The organism is Ekhidna sp., from assembly GCF_965228795.1.
Classification (GTDB): domain Bacteria; phylum Bacteroidota; class Bacteroidia; order Cytophagales; family Cyclobacteriaceae; genus Ekhidna.
Map to the genome: position 1 here is coordinate 468061 of NZ_OZ245839.1, position 25142 is coordinate 493202.

General features: G+C 41.5%; 25 protein-coding genes. 8 read left to right on the forward strand and 17 right to left on the reverse strand.

The window, feature by feature from the left end:
- Positions 1-61: 61 nt before the first annotated feature.
- The 13 genes from ACQK2H_RS02035 to ACQK2H_RS02095 all read right to left on the reverse strand — a co-directional run bounded on the left by ACQK2H_RS02035 (position 62) and on the right by ACQK2H_RS02095 (position 13874).
- Positions 62-853: a tetratricopeptide repeat protein gene (locus ACQK2H_RS02035; RefSeq protein WP_425389811.1), complete on the reverse strand. Its 792-nt coding sequence runs from the start codon at positions 851-853 to the stop codon at positions 62-64.
- Positions 854-875: 22 nt separating this feature from the next.
- Positions 876-1997, reverse strand: a complete 1122-nt coding sequence (locus ACQK2H_RS02040) for a hypothetical protein (protein ID WP_425389812.1) — start codon at positions 1995-1997, stop codon at positions 876-878.
- Positions 1998-2203: 206 nt separating this feature from the next.
- Entirely contained in the window at positions 2204-2419 is a 216-nt protein-coding gene (locus ACQK2H_RS02045; protein WP_425389813.1) for a hypothetical protein, read from the reverse strand.
- The gene (locus ACQK2H_RS02050) at positions 2412-2732 is read right to left on the reverse strand and encodes a rhodanese-like domain-containing protein (protein ID WP_425389814.1); all 321 of its coding nucleotides are present in this window, start codon (positions 2730-2732) and stop codon (positions 2412-2414) included. The genes ACQK2H_RS02045 and ACQK2H_RS02050 overlap by 8 nt, the downstream gene beginning before the upstream one ends.
- 202 nt (positions 2733-2934) lie before the next feature.
- Positions 2935-3858, reverse strand: a complete 924-nt coding sequence (locus ACQK2H_RS02055; protein ID WP_425389815.1) for a DUF4249 domain-containing protein — start codon at positions 3856-3858, stop codon at positions 2935-2937.
- 3 nt (positions 3859-3861) lie between these two features.
- Positions 3862-6234 (reverse strand): TonB-dependent receptor, encoded by a 2373-nt coding sequence (locus ACQK2H_RS02060; RefSeq protein WP_425389816.1) that lies wholly within the window; start codon positions 6232-6234, stop codon positions 3862-3864.
- Positions 6235-6355: 121 nt separating this feature from the next.
- Positions 6356-6856 (reverse strand): thiol peroxidase, encoded by a 501-nt coding sequence (gene tpx / locus ACQK2H_RS02065; RefSeq protein ID WP_425389817.1) that lies wholly within the window; start codon positions 6854-6856, stop codon positions 6356-6358.
- On the reverse strand, positions 6849-7418 hold the full coding sequence (locus tag ACQK2H_RS02070) for a 5-formyltetrahydrofolate cyclo-ligase (RefSeq protein WP_425389818.1): 570 nt from the start codon (positions 7416-7418) through the stop codon (positions 6849-6851). Before ACQK2H_RS02070 ends, tpx begins: the two co-directional genes overlap by 8 nt.
- 101 nt (positions 7419-7519) lie before the next feature.
- Positions 7520-9469, reverse strand: coding sequence for a T9SS type A sorting domain-containing protein (locus tag ACQK2H_RS02075; RefSeq protein WP_425389819.1), 1950 nt, complete (start codon positions 9467-9469; stop codon positions 7520-7522).
- Positions 9470-9480: 11 nt separating this feature from the next.
- The gene (locus tag ACQK2H_RS02080; RefSeq protein WP_425389820.1) at positions 9481-10020 is read right to left on the reverse strand and encodes a hypothetical protein; all 540 of its coding nucleotides are present in this window, start codon (positions 10018-10020) and stop codon (positions 9481-9483) included.
- Between the two features lie 109 nt (positions 10021-10129).
- Entirely contained in the window at positions 10130-11668 is a 1539-nt protein-coding gene (locus ACQK2H_RS02085) for a YifB family Mg chelatase-like AAA ATPase (RefSeq protein ID WP_425389821.1), read from the reverse strand.
- 81 nt (positions 11669-11749) lie between these two features.
- Positions 11750-12124 carry a hypothetical protein gene (locus tag ACQK2H_RS02090; protein ID WP_425389822.1) on the reverse strand — a complete coding sequence of 125 codons (375 nt, stop codon included), beginning with the start codon at positions 12122-12124 and terminating at the stop codon, positions 11750-11752.
- Positions 12125-12233: 109 nt separating this feature from the next.
- Positions 12234-13874, reverse strand: coding sequence for a hypothetical protein (locus ACQK2H_RS02095; RefSeq protein WP_425389823.1), 1641 nt, complete (start codon positions 13872-13874; stop codon positions 12234-12236).
- Positions 13875-14031: 157 nt separating this feature from the next.
- On the opposite strand from ACQK2H_RS02095, the gene ACQK2H_RS02100 reads away from it, so the two are divergent.
- The gene (locus ACQK2H_RS02100; protein ID WP_349566598.1) at positions 14032-14277 is read left to right on the forward strand and encodes a type B 50S ribosomal protein L31; all 246 of its coding nucleotides are present in this window, start codon (positions 14032-14034) and stop codon (positions 14275-14277) included.
- Between the two features lie 61 nt (positions 14278-14338).
- On the opposite strand, the gene ACQK2H_RS02105 is transcribed toward ACQK2H_RS02100, so the two are convergent.
- Positions 14339-14752, reverse strand: a complete 414-nt coding sequence (locus ACQK2H_RS02105) for a PIN domain-containing protein (protein ID WP_425389824.1) — start codon at positions 14750-14752, stop codon at positions 14339-14341.
- Complete coding sequence (locus ACQK2H_RS02110) at positions 14745-15002, reverse strand: DUF6364 family protein (RefSeq protein WP_425389825.1); 258 nt, start codon at positions 15000-15002, stop codon at positions 14745-14747. Before ACQK2H_RS02110 ends, ACQK2H_RS02105 begins: the two co-directional genes overlap by 8 nt.
- Before the next feature lie 91 nt (positions 15003-15093).
- Between ACQK2H_RS02110 and ACQK2H_RS02115 the strand changes: the two genes are divergently transcribed.
- The 7 genes from ACQK2H_RS02115 (at position 15094) to ACQK2H_RS02145 (ending at position 21469) form a co-directional block, all read left to right on the forward strand.
- Positions 15094-16272 carry a GlmU family protein gene (locus ACQK2H_RS02115; RefSeq protein ID WP_425389826.1) on the forward strand — a complete coding sequence of 393 codons (1179 nt, stop codon included), beginning with the start codon at positions 15094-15096 and terminating at the stop codon, positions 16270-16272.
- Between the two features lie 3 nt (positions 16273-16275).
- A complete protein-coding gene (locus ACQK2H_RS02120) occupies positions 16276-17391 on the forward strand; it encodes an ATP-binding protein (RefSeq protein ID WP_425389827.1) in 1116 nt (371 codons plus the stop codon).
- Positions 17384-17812, forward strand: coding sequence for an ATP-dependent zinc protease (locus ACQK2H_RS02125; protein WP_425389828.1), 429 nt, complete (start codon positions 17384-17386; stop codon positions 17810-17812). The genes ACQK2H_RS02120 and ACQK2H_RS02125 overlap by 8 nt, the downstream gene beginning before the upstream one ends.
- Positions 17813-18742 (forward strand): hydroxymethylbilane synthase, encoded by a 930-nt coding sequence (gene hemC, locus ACQK2H_RS02130; RefSeq protein WP_425389829.1) that lies wholly within the window; start codon positions 17813-17815, stop codon positions 18740-18742.
- 81 nt (positions 18743-18823) lie between these two features.
- Positions 18824-19678: a peptidylprolyl isomerase gene (locus tag ACQK2H_RS02135; protein ID WP_425389830.1), complete on the forward strand. Its 855-nt coding sequence runs from the start codon at positions 18824-18826 to the stop codon at positions 19676-19678.
- The gene (locus ACQK2H_RS02140; protein WP_425389831.1) at positions 19678-20577 is read left to right on the forward strand and encodes an SDR family oxidoreductase; all 900 of its coding nucleotides are present in this window, start codon (positions 19678-19680) and stop codon (positions 20575-20577) included. The genes ACQK2H_RS02135 and ACQK2H_RS02140 overlap by 1 nt, the downstream gene beginning before the upstream one ends.
- Positions 20570-21469, forward strand: a complete 900-nt coding sequence (locus tag ACQK2H_RS02145) for an ATP-grasp domain-containing protein (protein WP_425389832.1) — start codon at positions 20570-20572, stop codon at positions 21467-21469. Before ACQK2H_RS02140 ends, ACQK2H_RS02145 begins: the two co-directional genes overlap by 8 nt.
- A 320-nt stretch (positions 21470-21789) precedes the next feature.
- Here the strand turns inward: ACQK2H_RS02145 and ACQK2H_RS02150 are convergent, their stop codons facing one another.
- Positions 21790-22713: a hypothetical protein gene (locus ACQK2H_RS02150; RefSeq protein WP_425389833.1), complete on the reverse strand. Its 924-nt coding sequence runs from the start codon at positions 22711-22713 to the stop codon at positions 21790-21792.
- 544 nt (positions 22714-23257) lie between these two features.
- Complete coding sequence (locus ACQK2H_RS02155) at positions 23258-24829, reverse strand: CHRD domain-containing protein (RefSeq protein ID WP_425389834.1); 1572 nt, start codon at positions 24827-24829, stop codon at positions 23258-23260.
- Positions 24830-25142 lie beyond the last annotated feature (313 nt).

The window sequence follows — 25142 nt, forward strand, 5'->3', positions numbered from 1 at the left end:
GTGTACGAATGAGCACTCATTTAGGATGATTTAAATATATGAACGGCTCATATCAGCAATACTAAATGCTGGAAATCTCTTTTTTTAAATCTTGAATGTCTTGCAAATAGATCTGTTCAAGTACCTCTACATAAGGACGTTGGTGGAAATACCCCTTTGTGAAATACTCCTCAGCCATATCCAATTCTTGCATAGCTAAATTAAATTGTCCTCGAGCCACATAGATTTGAGCTTTGTGATAGAAGCAGTCAGACAGGTTCGGATAGTACTTCAAGACCCGATCGAATTCTGACATAGCTTCATCCAAACGATTAAGTTGCATTAGTGCAAGCCCTTTGTACAGTATGGCATATACATCCACCCATGATTCACCCTCCTCCTCTGTAACTTTATCGATGTAGCGGTCCAAATAGTCAAGTGAGGTTTGATACTCTTTAAGCCCATAGTAACTAATGCCCCGCATATAATCGTGGCTTTGTCCCTGTGAATAATCTACCTGACCATTCGCTTCATCCCCCAAATTAAAATCTGCTATGGCTCGCTCATAATCACGATAAAAGTAGAGATAGAGGTATCCCCTAAACCCAGCCCACTTCTCTGGTTTTCGTTTCACGGCCTCATTATAGTAGCGATACATCTCATCCAGTATACCCCGTTTGACACGGGCAGTCCCAAATTCCCTCCATAGATCCGCATCGGTGGAGTCCATTTTAAAAGCTTCTTTCAGCTGAAACTGCTCAGGAACTGAACCTTGATAATAGTATCCTCGACCACCGCGAAGTTGTGGGCTTAGTTGCTTCATTTCTTCTTCTGAAAAGGACTTTTTGTACCACTCCTTTTCGGAGCAAGACACCAGACTAAATATAGAAATTAAACTAAGGGAGTATATCGATGATTTCACCATTTTCAATATTAAATGTGATGTAGAAATATGCGTCTCGCGGTTTGTCATTTAACACTACAGGTCTCCAAGCTTCCAGTTTTTGGAGAATCCCAAATAGATGATCAACTGTCTCTGGATCAAACTCCATTGTTTGATAATCTAGGTCATACCCCTCCGCAATAAACCTTCCAGCTCTACCCTCGCAGTTTACCACAAAACGGAAAACAAGTCGTCCACTTTGATCGAACAACTTTGACTTGTCAAGGTTGGAAAAAACGGTATCCAATAGGGCTCGCTTGGAATGTATGTATTCTCCTGAAGGAGTAGAATTATAATAGTCGGCGATCCTTCTTTCATGGTCGCAAATGCTAAAATCTGAATCATCACTTATGGTATTCTCCGGATCGATCCATGCAACGCGGTGTTCACCGTGGTTGGCTCGTTTTTCAAACTCTTCAATCGACATCTGCTCCACTAATTCAATATGTCTGGAATAATCCGATCCAATAATCATTGAACCGAAAAACCCTAAATCTTTAACATAGTAGGATGTCGATTCGCCTTCTGATACGATAGAATCAGACACTGCATTTTTATAATTCCAGATTGAGTAAAATGCTTTGGCAGGGTTATTATCAATAACAGTGTCGGCTACAGAAGCTTGGTGTTCTGTGTATATATATTCTTCATCTCCAAAAGTATAGCTTACCCGATATGGACTTTTCGCTTCACTTTCCCAGACAGAGATGTTATTGTCAAGTACCTTCATTTCAGTGGTATCAGTCACTTCACGAGCGTTAATACCAAATCCTTTTTCAAGAACAATCGAATCTCCCTCAACCAAATAATGTCGGGTGCTGACCAAATCATACCCTGCATTATAGTTTTCAGTCAGGTAATGGGTATCATCCAGCTTAACATATTTCGTGTACCGAATTTCCGTACCAGCTCGTTTGTCGGGATTGTCAGGATAATAATGATAATAGTACTTGCTTACATAGCCATCTTCAAATACATTTTCAGGAGGAAAGTATTTGAAGACGGGGTGATTAGATGATTGCTGCTCACATCCAAATATCTGAATGAGCAACATCACGGTGATTAGTCTCTTCAAAATGCTGAACCTTTTGTTGAGCAGTAAAATACGAAAGGTCTTATAAGTAGATTCCGTTTTTAGGAATCATTAACATTTTATTAGGAATGTGTTTTATTCTCTAAGTACACGTCAGCACATTTTCTTACGCGATCCAGCAGCGGTACGGGTTGTTTACGGTGAAGTATGATTTATAATTCTAACAGAGTGTGAGTTTAGAGAACCACTCACTTTCTTTTAAACTCTCTGACCATAGCAACAATCAAGTAAATCCAGGGGGCACCATGCAGTATCAAATCAAACCAGTCCATGGGCTGCATGCCTTCAGCCCCTCCCAGCACCCATTTAATTTTCCCCCATATATGTGGCTCAGGGGAATAGGGGGCAAGTCCTAAGGTAAGGGCCAGAGCTATCGGAATAAATAATGAAGGTTTCTTATTCATCTGCTTTGACTTTATGCTGATTCCAGGCACCAATGCCTCCATTCAGATTATAAAGTTTAGGGAATCCCATTTTGGACATCATTGCACAGGTTTGTCCACTTCGATTACCACTTCTACAGTAGACAAGATACGCTTTGGACTTATCCAATTTTTCAATTTTTTGCATAAATGATGGCTCAAACATGTTGATCATCACATGATCGGGTATGGAGCCCTCCACCAATTCTTGCGGAGACCTTACATCTAAAACAACATGATCCGGGGTGGACATCAGTTGCTCAAACTCACTTACTTCAATATTCTTAAAATTCATTTCTTTTTACCTCAAAATTGGAGTAATCAATTTAATGTGAGCGTAACAAATGTTACGCTTGTCTAAATGAGAAAACCCCGACGTTTTACCGTCGGGGCATCTATCACCAACCAGCTATAAATCGCGATCACACGCGATGTATATTATTGTTTAGTGATACTTACGAACTCTCTAATGAGATTGGATTTCTGATATGTAAATATTATTCAGGCACTTCTCGAATCGCATATTCTGTGAATCTTCTCCCAAGCCCCTTTACAGCAGACACGCAGAAAAAACCAACGATTTGTTCTTCATCAGTGGTTTGAATGTTTGATTCTACATTCGCAAGTGGGGTTGCGAAAAGTTCTCCAAAGCCACCAGGTCGATCCGTTTGGATGATGACCTGATTCCAAAAGAACCATGCCTCAGGCGTGATTGAGTTGATTTCTACGTAAACACTATCTTCACCCGGTCCGGTAAATGGAGGTATAAACTCATCATTTTCATCTGTTTCAAAGGGGGTGATTCCATCTCTGATTGGCTGGATAAACGTTAATCCATCTGCATTGCCTCCAGGAGAGAATGCCCCATCAAATGACAGATTAATTTCATTCGGCTTATTAAGCAACGTATCATTTTTCCAGCTTTTAATCCAATAGGCGTCTCCTTCTCCCTCAAAATCTCTTGACCAAAACTCAGCGACATAGAAGTCTTCCGAACCAAAAGAGCCTTCTTCAAACCGCCAGGTGATGCTGTCTATTTCCGGAACACGTCCCATTTTACTAACAGACCCATATTGCTTGCCGTCAATTAAGACATCCAAAAAATACGTTTGCCCAACCGTTCCAAAAGAGTCAGCCTCATTAGCTGGTAGCCAGCTGTATATACCGGGGGATTCTTCGTTGAATGGAAATACCGTTCCATCGGCATCAACTACGGCTACTGACGCCCCCGATACACCTGCCGGTGTGGACCCATCAAAATATGTATTGGTTCTGGTGATTCTGATGGTTTGCTTCTCCGCCTTACGGTAGATCCACGCATCAAATGCTAGCACTGGTTCTGCATCAGCTAGTTGCACATTAATATCGTCCTCACATGAGAGAATGATAACAGCAGATAATATGATTAATAGCTTTTTCATGACTTAGAACTTGAAATTGTAGGTGATGGATGGAATAAACGAAGCAAAGATTGAAACCTGGGTCGCTCTGGTATCTGCCAATGCTCCGGGATCCACCCGATCCTCACCTTGCCAGAAGTAGATGGAAAATGGATTGGCGCGATTGTAAATGTTGTAAATGGTAAACACGAGCTCGTCTCTGTTTTTTCTAGGGGTACCATCCCTGCGAACAGCCCGGCCTTTGCGAGTGGCGGAAAAATCTAATCGATGATAATCAGGGAGGCGCACATTATTTCGTGAGTCATTGGCATTGTGTGGAATAGTAATGCCCTGCACCTCGTACCTGCTGGTTGGGAAAGTAGTAGGTGCTCCGCTGATGTATGAAAAAGTGGAGGATAATGACCAACGTTCGTTTAATTCATAAAACCCGGTAATTTTTAAATTGTGTGTTTGATCAAATCGAGTTGGATACCAATCTCCTCGGTTAATTCCCTCTGTCTGTAATTCGGTTCTTCCAAGGGTATAGCTTACCCAGCCATTTAATCTTCCTGAGTTCTTTTTGACATAAAGCTCCATTCCGTATGCCCTTCCTTCACCCGCCAGTAGGTCTGACTCTAACGCTTCATTGATCAGTAGATCAGCACCATTAATGTACTCTAGCTGTCTGTCTGTTTTTCGATAGTATAATTCTACAGAAGTTTCATAGTCATTGTTTCGCAGATTCTTGAAGAGCCCCATTGCCCACTGCTGACCAATCTGAGGCTTCAGGTTATTAGAGCTAGGTGTCCATACATCCAGCGGATTGGCTGCAGTAGTGTTTGAGATCAAGTGAATGTATTGAAGCATTCGATTGTAGCTGGCCTTTACCGAAGTGGTCTTATTAAGCTGGTATCTGAATGAGAGTCGTGGTTCCCAGCCATGATGACTGGCAATGGACTGACCTTTGTCTACTTCAATCACATCTTCAATCGGCCTTCTTCTTCCCGGGATGGTATCCCCCAAGATGAATTTATTTCCATCGCCCAGTAGGTTGAAATATGAGAATCTCAAACCATACTGCACCGAGAGTTTGTCATTGAGCTTTTGATCATTGTTGATGTACACTGCTGACTCTATGGCCTGCTTATCAGGTACGCTTATATCAATCACATCTCCGTCACTAATGCCTCTGGCCCGGGCAGGCTCAAATCCATATTTGAAGATTTCTCCTCCAAAAGTCAGTTCATTTCTTTGGTCAATGAAGTAAGTAAAAGAGGGTTTGAAAGTGAGCGTGTTGATGTCAGAGTTCCATTCGAATCGATCCCTCGGATTGTCTCCGAATGCCAGTTCGTATTCATAATCACTAAAAAACACCGTGAAGTTTGAAAATAGTCGGTCATTGAAAAGGTGGTTCCATCTAAAAGTAGTAGTTCGGTTACCCCAACTAAACCCCTGGTCAGCATCAAACATGAAATTGTCTTTTCCAAAATAGCCGGAAAGGAAAATCTGGTCTTTATCTGAAAATTGATAGTTCGTTTTCAATGTGAGATCGTAAAAGTTTAATGCTGCACCATCTCTCAACTCCTGTACAAATGGGCGAGCTAAAATGTCTGCATAGGACCTGCGCCCTGCGATGATAAATGAAGATTTTTCCCTAACGATCGGAGCTTCAATGGCCAGGCGGCTGAATATCGTACCAATCCCACCGTTCACTTCCGCTTCCTTATTGTTTCCTTCCTTCATTCGAATGTCAAGAATGGAAGCAAGACGCCCTCCATATTGAGCCGGAATAGCCCCTTTATAGAGTTTTAAATCTTTAACTGCATCGGGGTTAAAAACCGAAAAGAATCCCAAAAGGTGAGATGAATTGTAGACCGGTGCTTCATCCAGCAAAATGAGGTTTTGCCCAACACTTCCCCCTCTAACGTTGAATCCGGAGGCTCCTTCACCTACCGTAGATACTCCCGGAAGAAGCTGCAAGCTTTTAATAATATCTACTTCCCCTAAAATGGCCGGCATTTTTCGAACAGTCTGGATGTCGATTTCTGCCACACTCATTTCAGTGGAGGTTACATTTTCGTCTTCCGGTCGTGCAGTTACCACCACTTCCTGCAGCTGAGTTTCTTCTTCGCTCAACTCTATGTCTATCCTAGTATTTTCAGAAAGTGAGAGGGTTCTGGTTTGTGTAACAAAACCAATGTATCGGTATTCTACGGTGTAGTCTCCGGCCGGAAGTGTAATCGAATAAAAGCCATAAACATTGGTAATGTTACCGGTTCCCAGTTCTTTAATTAGCACGGTAGCCCCTATCAAGGCTTCCCCATTTGCGGCATCTTTTACATATCCGTTAATGGTGTATTTCTCCTGTGCTGTCAGAAATAGCGGAATGACTGCTAATAGCAGTAAAAGTTTTTTCAAAACAGTGGTTATTTAAGTGATTGACCTCTCGAAAGACGCACAACTATCCAAATTGTTTCGTCAGAATCGGCAAATAACAATTACTTAATGCAAAAAGATGGTGAATGGTTGCTTTGACTCCCTAAATGGCAGCCAAAGCTTTTTCATAATCCGGCTCCTGACCAATTTCCGGAACCATTTCGGTGTATTTAACAACCCCGGCTTCATCAATAACCACAATAGCACGAGCATTTAATCCTTTAAAAGCCCCATCAAAGATTTCTACGCCATAATGTCTGCCAAAACTTCCACTATCACGAAAGTTTGAAAGACTGTCAAGATTGTCAATTCCTTCTGCATCACAGTATCGCTTTAAGGCAAAAGGCAGATCCATTGAAACACAAATGATCCGTGTGTTCTCCAGCTTAGAAGCCTCTTCATTGAATTTTTTTGTGGACATGGCACAAACCCCGGTATCAATACTTGGGTAGATGTTCAATATTACTTTTTGACCATGGTAGCTAGCCAATGTTTTTTCTTTCATGTCTTTTGATACCAGAGTAAAGTCAGGGGCAGCAGTGCCAACCGCAGGAAGGTCTCCAATAGTAGTCGTATCTGTGCCTCCTAGTGTGATTTTAGCCATAATTATATATTTTAAAAGGTGTAATTAAATAATCCAATGGGATGTCCCAATCCTCGCGTTGCAAAATTTCATCCACCGGAGGAGATAAGGATAACCCAACTTTTAGCGCTTTTGTTTCCTTGAGGAGGCGATCATAGTATCCACCGCCATAGCCGATTCTATATCCCTCCTTGTCACTGACCAGCAAAGGAACTAAAATGATATCAAGATCTTCAATTGAAGCCTCTTCAGCATTGGTAGGTTCGGGGATTCCCATTTTGTTATTGGCCAGTATTGTTTGATCATCAAGCCGATAGTGACGCAACTGCTTAGATTTAAAATCAGTTTTAGAAACAAATAGTACTATACTTTTCGACCATAGCTTCTCGAATAAAAGGGATATATCCGGTTCTCTATTCTTTTTGATTGCTAAAAAGGTATGAATAGTTCTTACATGCTTCTTTTGTATGAAACGTAGTATGGTATCTAGCAAGGCCTTATTTCTATCCTCATACTCCTCCTTGTATAACAAGTTCCGAAACTGAAGTGCTGATTTTCGAATGATGGATTTGGATATTATCAAGGGACTTAATCAGACAATGTAAACTATACTGCAATATTGATACAGTTACAAAAAAAGTAATTCCTAGGAGGAATCTTAACGAATTGCTCTCTAAAAAGTAATTATTCGATAATAAGAGTTGCCTTCTCCTCCAAACCTTTTCCGCTTAAGGTAACTAAATACATACCCTTTTTAGAATTCTTAAGGTTCACATGCAATCCGTTTTTATTTATGACTCCATGAAATACTTTTTCACCCATTAAATCTGAAATAGTGACCTGAACTGTAGTATTTGTTACTCTAACATAATCTTCCATTTCATCTGGATTAGAGAAATTTAGATCGAATTCTCCACTACTCGGATTAGGATACATTAGAAGCATAGGACCACCTCCACCATCCCCGCAACCTCCATAGTTTGAATTGGATGTACCATAGAGAGAATTGTACGAAGAATAACCGCATGAATTTTGAGCTCTTACTGAAAATGTTAAATAGCGAGTACCAAAGTGATTAGGAATTTTAACAAAAACTGACTCTGTACCCTGACCCGAGAGGAGTGAAGCGCCTTGTATAGACCAATTATAATTGGTGATGTTAGCTTGATTGTTTTGATCATTGACCACTAATTCTAAGATCGTATTTGGACAAGTTTGATTTTGTGAGTTCCATTGCGGACTAACTATTGTTATATCAGATGGAATTGAAGGCTTTCCAATCCAAACTTTATACGAACTACTAAAAAAATCACAATTATCCCCCTCGTGAAAACTGATGGTTCCCCAACCACTTACCGAACTATCCTTTGCTTTTACAAATGCTGATGTCCCCAATCCAGAGCGAGTTGTAGAATGGAAAAGGTATGATGGAGTTGCAGTCCATGATATATTCATGTTAGGAGGTGAATTGTTTATGGTTACTGTTCCTCCGTTTGTACAGATTAGCGACGGTGCAGTAAAATCTCCTTGAAAATAATCTTTAAACCTTGTCTCGATTCGATCCCACATGATAGCTATCTGTCCGTTGCTAAATTCATCTTGACAAGTATTATTTGCATAAGACATAATATTATGAACTGGTGGATTCCATAGCACATTGTTCCTGTCTCGTTTATATCTATTATCATAATTTGGTACGGAGTAAACACAGCCAGGAGCGTTTGACACACCCTTTAATAGTACACTTCCACTCCGCTCAGTTGCAGAGTTAGGATCAGCGGCAGTATCACAGAGTCCATCACCATTCACCTCACATTTTTTCCCACTTGGATTTCCAATGCAGTTTGTGGTTTGCGTTCTACTTACTACTTCCTGAAAGCAAGCAGATTGCTCGGCATTATCTGAGTCAAAGTTTGGATTGAATATACTGAGGCTGCCAGGGTGGTGCGTATGAACATTACCCAATACATGACCAAGTTCATGAGCCAAGGTGTTCACTATATTATCTTCACCTCTAAACGAGGACCCGTTATGAGTTTTTACCCAGCATGACCATAATGCACCAGGAAACTCGGCAGGAATTTGATTTGAAAAAGGAACAGTAGCCGTGCCTGTTGCGGTCTCCGAAGAACTGGTATTTTTCACAAAGTAAATATTGATCATCCCATCTACCCGATCTCGCAAGAAGAGCTCTATTGATGAAAAGAAGTTGGGGTCATTGCTGGTATCAAGTAGACCATCTATGCCACTGTGTGCCTGATTATCTGCGATAAATTCAAATTGTTCTAAATAAAAATGGATACCAGTTCCCGCATCTTCAAACATTTGGTTAGCTCCCTGAAGATAACTTTCTGCCTGGATTTGGTTGATTGCACTACTAGAAGAGTTGCTCCCATTTCTAAAAACAACCATACGCACCGGTAGTTGATATCTTGGTCCAGGACAGGACGTACGATAATTTGATCCGTCCCCAATGTAACCCCTGTCAGTCAGGTAATCCGTCAGGTACTGGTTGTTTCCATACCAGGGGTTGGCTATAAACTTATCTGAATCTGAACCGTACGTTTTGCACTGGCTGTATGAGTTAAAACAAAGAATAGCAAGAAATGAAAAGGCTAGATAGTGAGTTTTCATAGTAGTATGGGTTAGTTAAAATCTTTTTGAAACCAATAGGAGGATTCAATAGTCCAATCGGGTCTATCAGTTGGAACACTAGCATCTTTGTCATTGAAATATACTTCCATGACGGTGGCCCTATTCGTATTTGCAGGAAAATGAACCTCTACGGTATCCCAATCATCATTGCCCACATAGATATAATAGTACCTGCTGAATGCTGAATCCAGCAGACATTGATTAAAGCAATTCAGCTCCTGATAAGGGCCTGGTATAAATTGCACTGTCCACCAATCAATGGCTTGATAGCTAAACAATTCATGATACATTGTATCCTGGCTCAAGTTAAGGATGACAATAGTGTCTGGGTGGATAGGCTGCCCTTCTTTCCCCATCAGGTTTTCATAGGTATCAGGATCAACAAAGCTCCAGGAAAAACCCTCACATGGGGTATCTGCTCCGATGCATGTGGTATCTACTTCATCAGGGCTACAGGAAATAAGCAATGAGCCGGAACCAAAGCCAGTAACTAATAGTGCCCAAAGTAAAAGTGGAGAAAGATGTTTCATATATGAAAGTTAACGAATGGGTTTTAATTTAAAGCTAATGGTATGTTAGATTTATTTCATTTTTTTACATTTATATATGGATAGTTAATTCATGACGGAAGGATATTGACTACCCCGCCCAGCCTTCTCTGTCCAGGCTTCTGTATTGAATGGCTTCAGCCAGGTGCTCGATGGCTATTTCATCTTTACCTGCTAAATCGGCTATAGTTCTTGAAACACGTAAGATCCGGTCATAAGCCCTTGCTGATAGCCCTAAGCGTTCCATGGCAGTTTTCAACAGCGTCTTTCCTGCTTCATTGATCTGACAAACATCTTTGACCATGTTAGAGCTCATCATGGCATTGTTGAATACTCCCGATTGATCTTTAAAACGTTGTTCCTGGATTTCTCTGGCTTTAATCACTCGTTCTCGGATTTCAGAACTGGATTCTGTTTTGCGAGTTTCTGTCATTTGATCGAAGGAGACTGGCGTGACCTCCACATGTAGATCGATCCGGTCCAGCAGTGGGCCGCTGATCTTATTGAGATATCGCTGCACTACACCGGGCGCACAAACGCACTCTTTTTCGGGGTGGTTATAGTAGCCACACGGGCAAGGGTTCATACTGGCGATAAGCATAAAATTGGATGGGTAGTCCAATGAAACTTTAGCTCTTGAGATCGTTACTTTTCTTTCTTCTAATGGCTGACGCATTACTTCCAGTACGGTACGTTTAAATTCCGGAAGTTCGTCTAAAAACAGCACTCCATTATTAGCCAAGGAAATTTCTCCCGGCTGTGGAATACCCCCTCCGCCAACGAGGGCCACATCCGATATGGTATGGTGAGGCTGACGAAATGGTCGGTTGGAAATTAGCTTGGCATCTGTTCCAAGCTTCCCCGCCACCGAATGAATTTTTGTGGTTTCTAATGCTTCGTGCAATGTCAATGGAGGCAGGATGGATGGAAGTCTTTTAGCCAGCATGGTCTTGCCAGCACCCGGTGGGCCAATCATAATTACATTATGTCCTCCGGCAGCAGCGATCTCCATTGCTCGTTTGATGTTTTCCTGCCCCTGTACGTCTGCAAAATCAGAAGCATAGTTATCTAGCTCACTGAAGAAAACATCCCGGGTATCATAATCTGTTGGTTGAATCACCACTTCACCTTCCAGGTGATCAATGGCTTCTTTGATATTATTCACTCCTATGACATCCAGCCCATCTACGATAGCTGCTTCAGAGGCATTTTCTTTTGGAAGGATGAAGCCTTTAAAGCCATTTTTTCTTGCTTCTATAGCAATCGGTAACGCCCCTTTTATCGGGCGTAGGTCCCCGTCCAACGCCAGCTCACCCATGATCACATAGTCTTCTAGTTTTTCTGCAATGATTTGTTCAGATGCTTTTAAAATTCCAAGCGCAATGGGAAGGTCGTAAGCCGAGCCTTCTTTCCGAATGTCTGCCGGAGCAAGATTTACTACCACTTTTTGTCGTGGCATCCGATAGCCCAGGTTCTTGATGGCTGATTCTACCCGTTGCTCACTTTCTTTCACCGCAGAATCCGGTAAGCCTACCATGAAAAACTTGGTACCCTGACCAACATTAACCTCAACGGTGATTTTGTAAGCATCTACGCCATAGACGGCACTTCCATAGGTTTTAGCAAGCATAGAAAGGTTGGTTCTCAATTAAGCGCCTAAATATAGGAATTACAGCAGAACCTAACTGTTTTGTGGGTGAAGGATGTCTAATTAATCCTCATCATCTTCATCCGCATCCTCATCTCCTTTGTCCACATCATCGAAGGAAATCTCTTCTGCGATTGCTGTTGCTTCCTGGGATTTATCGTAAAGTTTGGCTTTTAGTTCGGTCACTTCCCCTTTCAGTTCTCCAATATCGTTTTTGAGTTTGTGAATTCTCATTTGCTGCATAATATATTCTACCGCCATAAGTACGGAGACGAATAAGAACAGGCTCATTACGTACTTAGGAAACTTAATGTACGAGGAGAGCTTGATCTTAGAGAGATACTGCTCGGTATTCATTAAAATATCCACAGAAAAGTAGAGGATGACCAGAAAGATCAGAATATAGATGCCGTGGAAAATGAGCTTAAACCTTTTCATAAATAGTAGAGTCGTGCTGAAAGTTAGGAAACTTTTGAAGTTTTAAAAGAAGGATATGATTAAACAGATGGATTTATTGATGTAACCAATTCAAAAAACGATCACCTTATTAGAATAAATACTTTCGTGAGGGCACGTTCCATCGGAAGCTCAATCCAAACACCGAAGTGGATCGGTCGACATACCCATTTGTGTCAGACTCATTACGAATTGTAATATCTGCATCAATAAAAACATTGTGCCGCCACATATATGATGTCCTAAAAAATGCCATCATCAAATCCGTTTGATTGCCCTGGAGGTGCGAATTCCCAAATTCGAGACTACCACCATTTCCGTCCGGTCGACGAATTGTATAGTCCTTTAAAATGTCTCGTCCATAATTCACACCACCTATGTCATTTCCATAAGTAGCCATCATTAGCACTCCTTCAAAATTCCATTGATCATTGAGCCGATAATTTAATCTACCAATGTATTCAGTGAAGTTAGCACCAAGGGGATGAGCGAGAGAAAGGTTGTAATGACTGTAGCTAGTGAATCCATCTTCATGTGCATACATATAGGGGCGTACCCGGTTAATTTCACCTTGTACAATCGCATTCTCCAACCCAAAAGGATCAACATACTTTGCTCCTAATTGAAATCCCTGCTTGTTCCCCCACCAACCATTACCGGCAAGCACCTCACTGACGATCATTTCATCAATTACCAGCTGGCCATAAAGAGAAACCCGGTTTTTAATGTTCCACTTGAAGTCTAAACCGATAATTGCATTGTCCTCACTGCCATCTTGCTGTTCGACCGCCCGATAGAAAATGACCGGATTTAAATATTCTAATTTCAGGCCCTGGGTAGAGTCACCATACATGACAGATTCAAACAGGCCGATATGTAGGTTAGGCTTTATTTTCATGTTGAGATGATGGAATGCCATGTATTTTTTCTGGAAGCTTCCCGTCCCTTCTAACCCAAAACTACCGCCCCTTACTCCGGCTATTTGCTCAGCGAAAATGTTGGTGTAATCAAAAACTTTAGTGGATGTATTGATCCTTAGATAAGGATAGTTATTCGAGTAGTTGGAAAGGATAAGGGAACGAACCCCATTTCCAACAAAGTGCTTACCGAATCCCAGCTGTGCTGAAATGCTTTTTGATAGTCCAAAATCGATATACCCCTGCGCCCTAAAAAAGTCTACACCTGTGGTAGCATACTGCTTCCAGAATCCTTCATAAGGAACAACTAAAGTGCTGTCTCTTATATCGTTTACATACTCGGGATACTTGGCTTGATTCTCGGTAAGCATGGTATAGAATGCCACCTTCTTGTCAATTCTTCCTCTAATCTCCGCACCTCTGCTATTAATAAAGGTAGACCCAATGGCATCATTCGCTTTTCCAAAGGAAAAATGCATCACCGGATTTACATGGAGTTCCAAACTTTCATCTTCGTAATAATAAAAGTCGGCTGGATACTGAAAAAATCTTCCCAGGATAGGAGTCCTCGATCTGACGGAATCAGAAGTATAATCCCTCAGCTCTTTATTCAGGTATAGACCGCCTTCATTTCCCATCAAATGATACACTGACAACCTGGAAAAAGGCTTAACGGTAGAACTAAAGCTCTTAGAAGCTCTTATTTCTTCCAGCTCCACGATGCGATAAGCCGGGTGTCCTAATGTGAAATCTGTAGATTGCGCCCATAAAATATTGGCAATGAGCAGACTAAGAATCCAGAGTGTTTGTCTCATAAATCAAACATATTCGATTTTAGTTGAATGAATGGGTTTGAAGAAGATAAAATAATGCCTATCTTTGCCATCCTTTTTGAAAAAGGGACGAGAGAAGTGAAATGAGTGCATGAAAATGCACGAATTCCATGTGACAATTGAAAGAAATATAAGACACATGAAAAAAGACATACATCCTGAGTACAACGACGTTGTTTTTCTTGATACCACAAGTGATTTCAAATTTTTGACGAAATCAACAATGACGTCTAAGGAGACGATTAAATGGGAAGATGGAAACGAATACCCAGTGATCAAAGTAGAGGTAAGTTCTGCATCACACCCATTCTACACCGGTAAGAAAATCTTCTTGGATACTGCTGGTCGAGTGGAGAAATTCAACAAAAAGTACAAGAAGAAGTAATTCTGTACCTAAAGAGATTCAAAAGTCTTCGGGTTTACTCGAAGACTTTTTTTATGCCTTCTTACAGCGATTTCGAAAAATCCAAAGGTGTCATGACACTAATTGAACTGTGTTTGTAGTCTTTAACATTTCGGGTGACGATAATGTCTATTTCTCCCGAATGCTCTGCGGCATAATTTTGGAGAGCGTCCTCAAAGTCTCGAAAACCAGAACTTATAGCGTTTAAGATCACTTGTTTGTTAATGTCAATGACTTCCATATAGCGGAGTAATTGAGAGAATTTTGCAAGTATTTTACTGTGCGAAAAAATCTTTCTTAAGACATAATATGCATTAGATAAAATATCTCCAGTAGTGAACAAACAAATTTCCTCTCGTGCAGCAACTAAGAAAATCTGCTCTGCAAAATCTGCATGTGGTTGTCTTTCTGCCAAAAAATCAATCAGGACATCAGTATCAATCAAGACTTTAGTCATTCAAATACTTTTTCATCAAGCTATCCTGGCGTGCTTTTTTATAATCCAAATCTTTTGGCAATTTCAAAGAGCCTTTTAGTGATTTGATAATCTTAGAATCAGATGACTCCTTTATGTTTCGATCTTTTGAAGAAAGTAACTTCAAGTAGTTTTCTACAATACTTGATAAACTTCTCCCTTGCTCTTTAGCATATTTTTTTGCTTGTTCGATCGTTTCCTTATCTACAGTCAATGTAAGCTTGGTAGTCATACGTGTTTTTTTAATAAAAATAATACGTGCAATTTATTAAAAAGATTTCTTATTCTTATCCTCATTTCTCAAAACAAGCTAAGTTTGATCCATGCAAATTACCTTCATTGATACGGAAGAGAGCTGGAAGCAAATGCTTCCTATAAGCTATACACGTCCCGTTTCAGAGGCTCGTGTGGGAATACTCAAAATCCATGAGAAATGGAGCAAGGCGCTATCGGCAGAAAAGCTCGCCTTTAGGAGTCAGGATTATCTTGGTCAGTTGTTTGAACCACCACAGGAAAAATCCTTGACTATCCTTGGAAATGTATTGCCTACATCTGATTTGCTAGCTGCTATTAAAGGGTTGAAGCAAGATGAAGGCCTTATTTACGAAGATCAAATGATAGCCGGCTTTTATGCGCCAGACGAATCTTTTGAGCTTGGAGAAAGGAAGCCGATAGCAGTTGAAGTGAAGCAGGTGGTCCATCCATGGGACATCTTTCGTATGAATGGAGAGGAGATCAAACATGACTTTGAACTCCTTACAAAGGAGCGAACATCCCAATCACTTGATGACACTCACACCAAAACATATGGTGATCAAATTTTCCTTGAAGAAGGAGCCTGGGTAAAAGCAGCCGTTCTCAATGCTGAGAATGGACCTATTTACATAGGTAAAAACGCAGAGATTCAGGAAGGCGCGCTTATAAGAGGCCCCTTCGCACTATGTGATCATTCCACCATTAATATGGGAGCAAAAATCAAAGGAGACACAACAATAGGTCCTCATTGTAAAGTCGGTGGAGAAGTGTCAAACTCCGTCATTTTTGGGTATTCCAATAAGGGCCATGAAGGGTTTTTAGGAAATTCTGTAATTGGTGAGTGGTGCAATCTGGGTGCCGACACGAATAACTCCAATTTGAAAAACAATTACGCCAATGTGAAAATGTGGGATTTTGCATCAGGCAGATTTAAAGACACAGGGCTTCAGTTCTGTGGGTTGATCATGGGGGATCACTCCAAGTGTGGGATTAATACCATGTTTAATACCGGAACAACGGTAGGTGTGTCGGCTAATATTTTTGGTGATGGCTTTCCACGAACCATCATTCCTTCATTTGCGTGGGGTGGCTCTTCTGGCTTCACCACCTATCAAACCAGAAAGGCATTTGAAACTGCAGAATTGGTGATGAAACGTAGAAACAAAACGTTTTCGGAAGCAGACAAAGCAATGCTTTCACATATCTTTGAGATCACCGCCGAAAATCGGGTTTGGGAGAAGAAATAATCGATGCAGTTTTCAGAAATACCGGGTCTAGAAGAGTTAAAAAATCAGCTTATCTCTGCGCATAAAAGAGGCAAAGTAGCACATGCACAACTTTTCGCTGGCAGACCCGGGACTGCTGTTCTGCCCATGGCGCTGGGGTATGCCAGCTATTTGATGTGTGAGAATAAGCAAGAAGCAGATAGCTGTGGCTCGTGTCCAAATTGTGTGCGTATAAAAAAATTGGTGCATCCGGATATCCATCTCCACTTCCCTAAGATTTCTGCGAATGAAAGCAAGTACGATAAGGTAATAGCGGAAGCCATCCCTCGGTTTAGGGAGTTCGTCATTGAAACGCCTTTTGGTGATTTGGAATCCTGGACCAGAAAGTATGGTCAGGAAAACAAAAACCTGCTTATAAGTAGAGAGGACAGCCGTCAAATGCTTAAGAATGTAAGTATGCGGTCAGTTGAGGGAGGATACAAGATTCTTCTCATTTGGGTGCCTGAATTGATGAACCCTAGTTCAGCCAACGCCATTCTCAAGATATTGGAAGAGCCACCTGAGAAGACCCTCTATCTGTTGGTTTCATATAATTACGACAACCTTCTCGCAACAATCACTTCAAGAACACAGCTGGTAAACGTACCACCAAATACCTTCGAAGAGGTAAAGGCTTATTTGGAAAGTAAGGAAGTTGAGCCAGCCAAAGCGGAGCAAGTTTCAAAACTTTCGGAAGGAAAAATCGGGTTAGCGCTTCACCTTGCAGAGGCAGGAGAGTCACAGGAATACGAGGACTTTCAAAAGTGGATGGTGGAATGCTGGAAAAAGAACCTTGTCGGACTTGTCCAGAGAAGCGAAGAATTTTCAAAGTCAGGTAAAGCAGCTCAAAAAAACACCTTGAATTTTGCAATTGCGCTGGTTAGGAATGCAGTTATACATGTATCCGGGCAAAAACCTCCTGTTCAAAGCGAAGCGGAAGGTACTTTCATTGGCAACTTTTCAGATAAATTGGGATTGGAGAAGCTGGAAAAGGTATATGCACTAATAAACGAATCACTTATTCATTTGGAACGAAACTCGAACCCTCGAATAACTCACTTAAATTTGTCCCTGGATATCATTAGGGCATTGAATGGCTAAAAAAAGAGAAAAGCGAATAATCGGAAGATTAGATGTGATAGATCTCCCTGACCTTGGGGTTCAGGATATTCATGCTAAAATTGATACGGGAGCTTACCGTTCTTCACTACACTGCAAGAAAGTGCATGAGGAAGATGGAATGCTCTACTTCACCCTTCATACCGATAGCGGCTACAAAGAATATGCAACCAAAGACTGGGCGCAGAAGATTGTAAAAAGTTCGAATGGGAAAGCCCAAAAGCGTTACGTCATTAAAACCAGAATGAAAATATTTGGAAGAAACTATATGGCTTCCATATCACTTACGGATCGTAGCGAAATGAAAAACCCTCTTTTGATAGGCAGAAAAGTCTTGACTAATAAATTCATTGTAGACGTATCTCAAAAAAATTTATCCTACGAAAAAAAGACTCAGAATTGAATGGAGCGAACGGTTATTAAAATTGGTACAAGGAAAAGTAAGCTGGCCATGTGGCAGGCAAATTATGTGGCTGACCTATTGGATGCAGGCGGATTTCAACCACAGTTGGTACCGATTGAAACAAAAGGAGACAAAATTCAAAACGTTGCGCTTTCCAAAATTGGTAGCAAGGGGGTGTTCACTGAAGAACTGGAATCAATGCTTCGCAGAGGGCAGATTGATATAGCGGTTCATAGTGCAAAAGACCTTCAGTCAAAATTACCGGAAGGATTCAGTGTGCTTTCATTCTGCGAAAGAGAATCACCTGATGATGTGATTGTATCTGATAAAGAGGTTGATCTTAACGACCCTAAACTGATACTCGGCACTTCCAGTACACGCAGGATAGCGATGCTTAAGCATTACTACCCACACATCACCACGGTAGATGTGAGGGGTAATCTTCAAACCAGGCTGGAAAAAATGAAGTCCGGCATTATGGATGGGTTGGTACTTGCTTATGCTGGTGTTCGTCGGATGCACTATGACGACCTGGTCAAATACTGGTTCGATACCGAGCGATTTATTCCACCGGTAGGTCAGGGATCGGTGGCAATTGAAATCCATGCCAACATGGATTCAGAGGTAGCCTCCAGGATCAAGATGGCAACCAATCACCCACTAACTGAAAAAATGCTGTTAACCGAACGGGCATTCCTTAGAAGAATGGATGGAGGGTGCAGCATTCCTGTTTTTGGCCATGCGGAAATGGAATCTGATGGGCAGATCATTTTAAAGGGGGGAATAGCAAGTCTGGACGGAAAAGAGCTGATTCAGCGAACGATGCATGGAAGTGATCCTGAGGAACTAGGCACATCACTGGCAGAAGAGATTTTGCAAAGTGGCGGGAAAAAGGTGCTTGATGATATCAAATCAGCTTTAAATAAATAACTCAAAAGGATGTCAAATCACGGATTTCATGTAGTCTGAGTCACCTTTGATACTTTTGCGACTTTAGAAATAAAGAAGAACATGAAAAAAATATTATTCAGCTTATTGATCGTCCTCGTTTTTGCAGGGTGTGGTGATAAAAACAAAGACTATCTGGTGAAAATCAAAACGGAGTATGGCGATATGCTGGTGGTTCTTTACGATGAGACTCCACTGCACAAAAAGAACTTCTTGGAACTGGCCAGGTCCGGGAAGTACGATAGTACCAACTTCCACAGGATTGTGGAGGACTTTATGATACAGGGAGGAAATGTGGCTGAGAAAGAAGGTGTACAAGAAGATGAAGGTGATAGAATTCCTGCTGAAATTGTAGATGGTCTGTACCATGTAAAAGGGGCCTTAGCTGCAGCACGCCAGGGGGATGCGAACAATCCAGAGAAAAAATCTTCCGCTTCTCAATTCTACATTATCGATGGAATGTCATGGGAGTTTATGACTACCGATGTAAGACAATTGAATCAGCGAATGAGTGAATTGCTTCAAGATACTGCCTATAGTGATTTGTTAAAGGAATTTCAAGAGCTAGCCAGAAATAGAGATAACGCAGGAATGACTGCATTATCGATAGCCAATAAAGAGCTAGTGGAGGAGAAGTATGGAGTTGATCTAAGTGTAGACGCGTCAGAATATCCGGAAGCTTATCATGGAATTGGAGGATATCCTCCATTAGATGGTGAGTACACTGTTTTCGGCAAGGTGATCGATGGACTGGAAGTAATTGATAAAATAGCTGAAGTTAAAACGAAAAGAAATCCTGCGACCGGAGAGCAATCTGCCCCGGTTGAAGATGTATTTCTAACCATGGAAGTGGTGGAGATGAAGAAAAAGGAAGTGACGGAACAGTACGGTTACGAGTATCCGGATTCTGAGGAATAATGAAAGTTTTAATCACAGGAGCGAATGGCTTGCTTGGCCAGAAGTTGGTGAAGCTTTATGAAAGCAACGAAGATGTAGATGTAATTGCATCTGCTCGAGGAGCGAATCGAAATCCATTTGGATCATATACGTATGAGCAGATGGATGTCACTGTCGCAAGTGAAGTTGCTAAAATCATTTCCAAGCATCAGCCGGATGTGGTGATCAATACTGCTGCAATGACCCATGTGGATCAGTGCGAGCTGGATCCTGTCACCTGTCAAGAACTAAATGTAGATGCAGTGGCAAACCTTATAGAGGGTTGCAAGCAAACGGATAGTTTCCTGATCCATCTATCCACGGATTTCATATTTGATGGAGAAGACGGTCCATACAAAGAAGATGATTCGCCTAACCCACTAAGCAAATATGCAGAGAGTAAATTGGAATCTGAGAAGCTCTTACAAGCCAGTGGTTTAAGACACGCGATTGTCAGAACCATGCTTGTATATGGAATTGTCCATGACATGAGTCGATCCAACATTATTCTGTGGGTTAAGAAAAGCCTGGAGGAGAAACAGTTAATTAAGGTAGTAAACGATCAGTGGCGAACACCGACCCTAGCTGAAGATCTGGCCAAAGGATGTGCACTTATTGCAGAGAAGAGAGCGGAAGGCGTTTGGAATATATCAGGGGAGGATTTACTTACTCCGTATGATATGGCTATGGCAACTGCAGATTTTTTTGATTTGGACAAATCGCTAATAGAAAAGGCAGACGGGTCTATTTTCACTCAACCTGCCAAACGACCGCCAAGAACAGGATTTATTTTAGATAAAGCAAAAAGGGAATTAGGATACGATCCTGTTAGCTTTAAAGAAGGATTAGCCATTTTAAAATCCCAATTAGACAATGTATGATGTTGTTATTCTAACCGATGAGCGGTACGTCAACCCCAAGAAAACCAATGAGTACATAAACAATGTAATCACAGAGGATCAGTTGGTTCTGGATGCATTGGAAAAGCTCGGGTTAAAGGCCAGAAAAGTGGCATGGTCAGACTCCTCGTTTGACTGGACACAAACAAAGGTCGCGGTATTCCGAACCACCTGGGATTATGCCGAGAAGTTTACAGAATTCAGCGATTGGCTCATGGAAGTATCAGTGAAAACCAAGTTGGTCAACGACTATGGCACCATCATCTGGAACCTGGATAAGCATTACCTGAATGATTTAAGAGACGAGGGAGTAAATATCGTTGAGACCTACTTTATAGAACCGGGGGACAAACGGACACTTCAAGAGTTGCATGACGAGTTGGGGTGGCAGCATACAGTCTTAAAGCCAGCAATATCAGCAGCAGCAAAAGACACTTTTAAACTTACGCCAGAGACACTCGAAGCATATGAGGATCGATATGCCTACCTCATCAAAGATGAATCCATGATGCTGCAGCCCTTTCAGGATGACGTCATCAAGAGAGGAGAATTGTCTCTCATGCTAATTGGCGATGAATATACCCATGCGGTACTCAAAGTAGCCAAGCCGGGAGATTTTAGGGTGCAGGATGATTTTGGGGGGACAGTGAAGGATTACCAACCTACCAAGGCTGAAAAAGACCTTGCGATTGCTGCCGTGAACGCATGCGAGACCATGCCAATTTACGCCAGGGTGGATATTGTTAATGACAATGACGGCAATCCGGCCATATCAGAACTGGAGCTAGTGGAACCAGAAATGTGGTTTCGCAAGAATGAAAAGGCTGCTGAGATGCTAGCAGGGAAGATTCAAGCATTATTAGGCTCCATGTAAAGGCTGGTCCAAAAATCCGTGAAATCATGAAATCAAATAAAGAGAGTAATTTGTTCCTCTATGTGTTTATGGCACTGTTAATTGTAACAATGATTGCGTGTTACATTTTCTTATGAGCCCATTCGATTCGGCCGAATTAAAAAGAGACATTTTGAAACGACCAGCTTTTGGAAAGTTTCAAACTTCCAAAAGTTAGGTTTAATGCACTATTTACTTTTTTCGCCGTGGTTTGTATCTTCACAGTGAAGGCACGAACCGGGGCGGAGGAGCTTGAAATTTTCAAAGCTCATTGAGTAGCGCAACCTGAGTTTCAAATTGATTTAATGAAAGCCAATAAGCTTGATTATTGGATATTCGATTTTGATATCATTATCTACTATTTCGGTTAGTCCCAGCTCATCATCATAATACCTTCTTTCTTCTCGTCTTGGAGGTACTTCAATATTCGCTCGTTCCTTCTCAGATTTATCATCCTTATAGCTGTTGGATTCTTTCAGTAAAAATTCTTTAATTCTTTTAGTAGAGTGATCGAACCCCAAGGACTTCATCAGGTCTAAGATCTTTCGAGTCAGAAATTCCATTTTAAACTCGAGCGTGTCCAGATCTTTTAATTTGGTTGCTTCAGGCATCTTTGGATCCATAAGGTGGACCAGGCACACATCAGCCTCTATGTTGAAATTTCGAAACATGAGTTCAAGCTTATGTAACTCATTATAGTGCTGGGGTATATTATCAAACCGATCAAATCGCTGATCTTCAGGTAAAACCTTAAGCTTTAAAAGGTGCTCTTCTGACGGATAAAATTTTCCAAAGCCTTCCTTGCGCAGTTTCAGCTCCATGGCGCAAAGCACAATTTTATTTCTAAAGAAATGCCTAATCAGATCTATTAGAATCTTCTCCTGAATGTCTGACTTAATCAGCTTTTTTCTATTCTCTTCTTCCACAGATTTTGCTGTCAGTTGCGTTCCCTGCCATGTTAGAAATGTACCAACTGCCGCAATTAAGGAAAGAATAAGAATCACCCACTCATCCCAGTTTCGTTCATTGAAATAGGATGGTTGGGTGTTTAGTTCGATCTGGCGAGATAGGCTTGCGATTGAGTCCAGGTCAATTTTAGGTTTACTTTCTTGTTCTGTTAATCGTTTGGTCTCACGTGTATGAGTAGAATCTTTAGTTAAAGTATCCTGGGAAAAGAGAAATCCATTTACAAAAAAGCAAATAATGGTTAGGTAAGTTTTAGGCATTGTGTCGGCGAATGTTCTTCAGAATATTTAAAAGGTTAGTAATTAACGCTTGAAGATAAAAAAAGAATGTGGGAAAGAGGAATGTCCCGGATTTATTCCTGCCTATGCCTGCAGGCATAGGAGCGGGAAGCCCTAAAAGTAAGATTTAGCATTTTGAGATCCCCAAGTCTCGCTCTTTCGTCGTTTCACAAGGGGATGGGGTGTTATAGTAGTCGCAAAACAAGGTAGTGGGGAAGAAAAAAATTATAATCGTCATCGCGAGGAACGAAGCGATCTTATAAATCGTGGGATGCTTCGGCAAAGCCTCTCTAAGCTTTCGGAAAGTTTCAAACTTTCCGAAAGATGGAATCAATTCTCTCCCCGCCGTGGTTTCTGTCTTCACAAGCCAATATCGCTTTCGTTTCGTGAGGGCATGAATCGTGGCTGACAGAACACCAACAACCATGAAAGTCGTCCCACCACTCAAAGTTGTAGGGCGACTAGATTGTAAGAAAAAAAGAGGTACCGTTTGGGTACCCCTTTTAAATCTTGTTATTAATGCTAATTAATTGACGTTTGAACCTATGTCGCCTTGCGCTACAATAGTTGCAAGTTCGTCTGCGCTCAAGTGCACATTGATGTATCCATCATATCCAAGGATGTCAGAATATCCAAAGGCTGATTCATCATCCAAGGCTGCAATATTTGACATGCTGATGCCGGTGGTTCCATCTACCGGAGTGAAAGTATATGCAATGGCTCCACCTTCTGCAGCGCTGTTCATGTGAATGTGTGCCGGATGTGAGCCACCTTCAGGAGTTCCTGTCAATGTTATTACAGCAAGCGCTTCGCCGTTTACTCTTTCAGAGAAAACAACGTCACCGCTGATCCCTGCTACATCTTTTTCATTAAGTGTGTACGTCATAGACTCACCGGTCAATTCATTTTGACCGATATCACCTTGCGCTACAATAGTAGCAAGCTCGTCTACACTCAGGTGTACGTTGATGTATCCATCATATTCAAGGATATCATCGTAACCGAAAGATGTTCCGTCATCAAGGGCAGCAAGATTCGATTTACTCATTCCTGATGTTCCATCAACCGGCGTAAATGTATAGGCAATACCACCACCTTCTGCAGCAGTATTCATGTGAATATGCGCAGGGTGTGATCCGCCATCTGGTGTGTTCATCAGACTAATTACGGCTAATGCTTCGCCATTTACACGCTCACTGAATGTAACTGTACCACTGATTCCTGCAACTGCTCGTTCTTCCAGGTCATAGACTTTACTTGTTCCGGTCAGTTCATTTTGACCGATATCGCCTTGTGCCACGATCGTTCCAAGTTCTTCCGCACTCAGGTGTACATTGATGTATCCATCATACTCAAGAATATCATCGTAACCGAAAGCAGCACCATCATCAAGGGAAGCAATATTCGATTTGCTCATTCCTGATGTTCCATCTACCGGGGTAAATGTATAGGCAATGCCTCCACCTTCTGCAGCAGTATTCATGTGAATATGCGCAGGGTGTGATCCACCATCTGGTGTGTTCATCAGACTAATTACGGCTAATGCTTCGCCGTTTACACGCTCACTGAATGTAACTGTACCACTGATTCCTGCAACCGCTCGTTCTTCAAGATCAAAGACTTTACTTGTTCCGGTCAGTTCATTTTGACCGATATCGCCTTGTGCCACGATCGTTCCAAGTTCTTCCGCACTTAGGTGCACATTAATATATCCATCAAAATTTAACAGTTCATTGTAAGTGATCGATGTTCCATCGTCCAATGTGGAAAATGTAACAGAACTTTCACCAGTGGTTCCATCTACCGCTCCTAGTGAGACCGCAATGCCTCCGCCCTCTGCTGCTGTATTGAAATGAATGTGTGCCGGGTGTGTTCCACCATCAGGCGTTCCGTTCAATGATAGGTTCACAGTCACCGAGTTGTCATCGTTTTCAACAAACTCTGCTGTACCGCTAATACCATCAACATCCAACTCTCCTAAAACATATACCGTTGTGTTGCCCGTTGGAAGTGGGGCTGTAACACCATCGTCATCACCACAGCTTATCAAGAAAGCACTGGTAATTATTAGACTAAAGAAATAATACAATTTTTTCATAAAATAATTTATTTTTTGGGTTCTTAGTCAACCTACGTAGAAGGTGAATGTTTTGGATTTGTAGGATTTCATTTATCCCGAATTATTCAATAGAATTTCATATCTCTTGCTCAGAGACTGTCGATGAATCACAATGAAATCTTGGATTTATGGCTGTTTCAAAAGCTGATTGGCTAAAGGATATGAAACCAAAATCAAGCGCTGCAATTAGGATTGTCAGAAATAAAAGAATGCTGAAGAGCTAGAATGGAATTTTTAGTGCCATTTAAGAGTCATTCGACTGGAAAGTGTAGGCTTTTGATTAGTTGATGAA

Bases quoted from the DNA above. Each gene is read 5' to 3' on its own strand.
- ACQK2H_RS02080 (WP_425389820.1), bottom strand. From the start codon at position 10,020: ATGAAACATCTTTCTCCACTTTTACTTTGGGCACTATTAGTTACTGGC.
- ACQK2H_RS02135 (WP_425389830.1), top strand. From the start codon at position 18,824: ATGAAAAAAATATTATTCAGCTTATTGATCGTCCTCGTTTTTGCAGGG.
- tpx (WP_425389817.1), bottom strand. From the start codon at position 6,856: ATGGCTAAAATCACACTAGGAGGCACAGATACGACTACTATTGGAGAC.
- ACQK2H_RS02075 (WP_425389819.1), bottom strand. From the start codon at position 9,469: ATGAAAACTCACTATCTAGCCTTTTCATTTCTTGCTATTCTTTGTTTT.
- ACQK2H_RS02050 (WP_425389814.1), bottom strand. From the start codon at position 2,732: ATGAATTTTAAGAATATTGAAGTAAGTGAGTTTGAGCAACTGATGTCC.
- ACQK2H_RS02140 (WP_425389831.1), top strand. From the start codon at position 19,678: ATGAAAGTTTTAATCACAGGAGCGAATGGCTTGCTTGGCCAGAAGTTG.
- ACQK2H_RS02155 (WP_425389834.1), bottom strand. From the start codon at position 24,829: ATGAAAAAATTGTATTATTTCTTTAGTCTAATAATTACCAGTGCTTTC.
- ACQK2H_RS02055 (WP_425389815.1), bottom strand. From the start codon at position 3,858: ATGAAAAAGCTATTAATCATATTATCTGCTGTTATCATTCTCTCATGT.
- ACQK2H_RS02100 (WP_349566598.1), top strand. From the start codon at position 14,032: ATGAAAAAAGACATACATCCTGAGTACAACGACGTTGTTTTTCTTGAT.
- ACQK2H_RS02105 (WP_425389824.1), bottom strand. From the start codon at position 14,752: ATGACTAAAGTCTTGATTGATACTGATGTCCTGATTGATTTTTTGGCA.
- ACQK2H_RS02090 (WP_425389822.1), bottom strand. From the start codon at position 12,124: ATGAAAAGGTTTAAGCTCATTTTCCACGGCATCTATATTCTGATCTTT.
- ACQK2H_RS02045 (WP_425389813.1), bottom strand. From the start codon at position 2,419: ATGAATAAGAAACCTTCATTATTTATTCCGATAGCTCTGGCCCTTACC.
- ACQK2H_RS02085 (WP_425389821.1), bottom strand. From the start codon at position 11,668: ATGCTTGCTAAAACCTATGGAAGTGCCGTCTATGGCGTAGATGCTTAC.
- ACQK2H_RS02110 (WP_425389825.1), bottom strand. From the start codon at position 15,002: ATGACTACCAAGCTTACATTGACTGTAGATAAGGAAACGATCGAACAA.
- ACQK2H_RS02125 (WP_425389828.1), top strand. From the start codon at position 17,384: ATGGCTAAAAAAAGAGAAAAGCGAATAATCGGAAGATTAGATGTGATA.
- ACQK2H_RS02115 (WP_425389826.1), top strand. From the start codon at position 15,094: ATGCAAATTACCTTCATTGATACGGAAGAGAGCTGGAAGCAAATGCTT.
- ACQK2H_RS02120 (WP_425389827.1), top strand. From the start codon at position 16,276: ATGCAGTTTTCAGAAATACCGGGTCTAGAAGAGTTAAAAAATCAGCTT.
- ACQK2H_RS02095 (WP_425389823.1), bottom strand. From the start codon at position 13,874: ATGAGACAAACACTCTGGATTCTTAGTCTGCTCATTGCCAATATTTTA.
- ACQK2H_RS02150 (WP_425389833.1), bottom strand. From the start codon at position 22,713: ATGCCTAAAACTTACCTAACCATTATTTGCTTTTTTGTAAATGGATTT.
- ACQK2H_RS02145 (WP_425389832.1), top strand. From the start codon at position 20,570: ATGTATGATGTTGTTATTCTAACCGATGAGCGGTACGTCAACCCCAAG.
- hemC (WP_425389829.1), top strand. From the start codon at position 17,813: ATGGAGCGAACGGTTATTAAAATTGGTACAAGGAAAAGTAAGCTGGCC.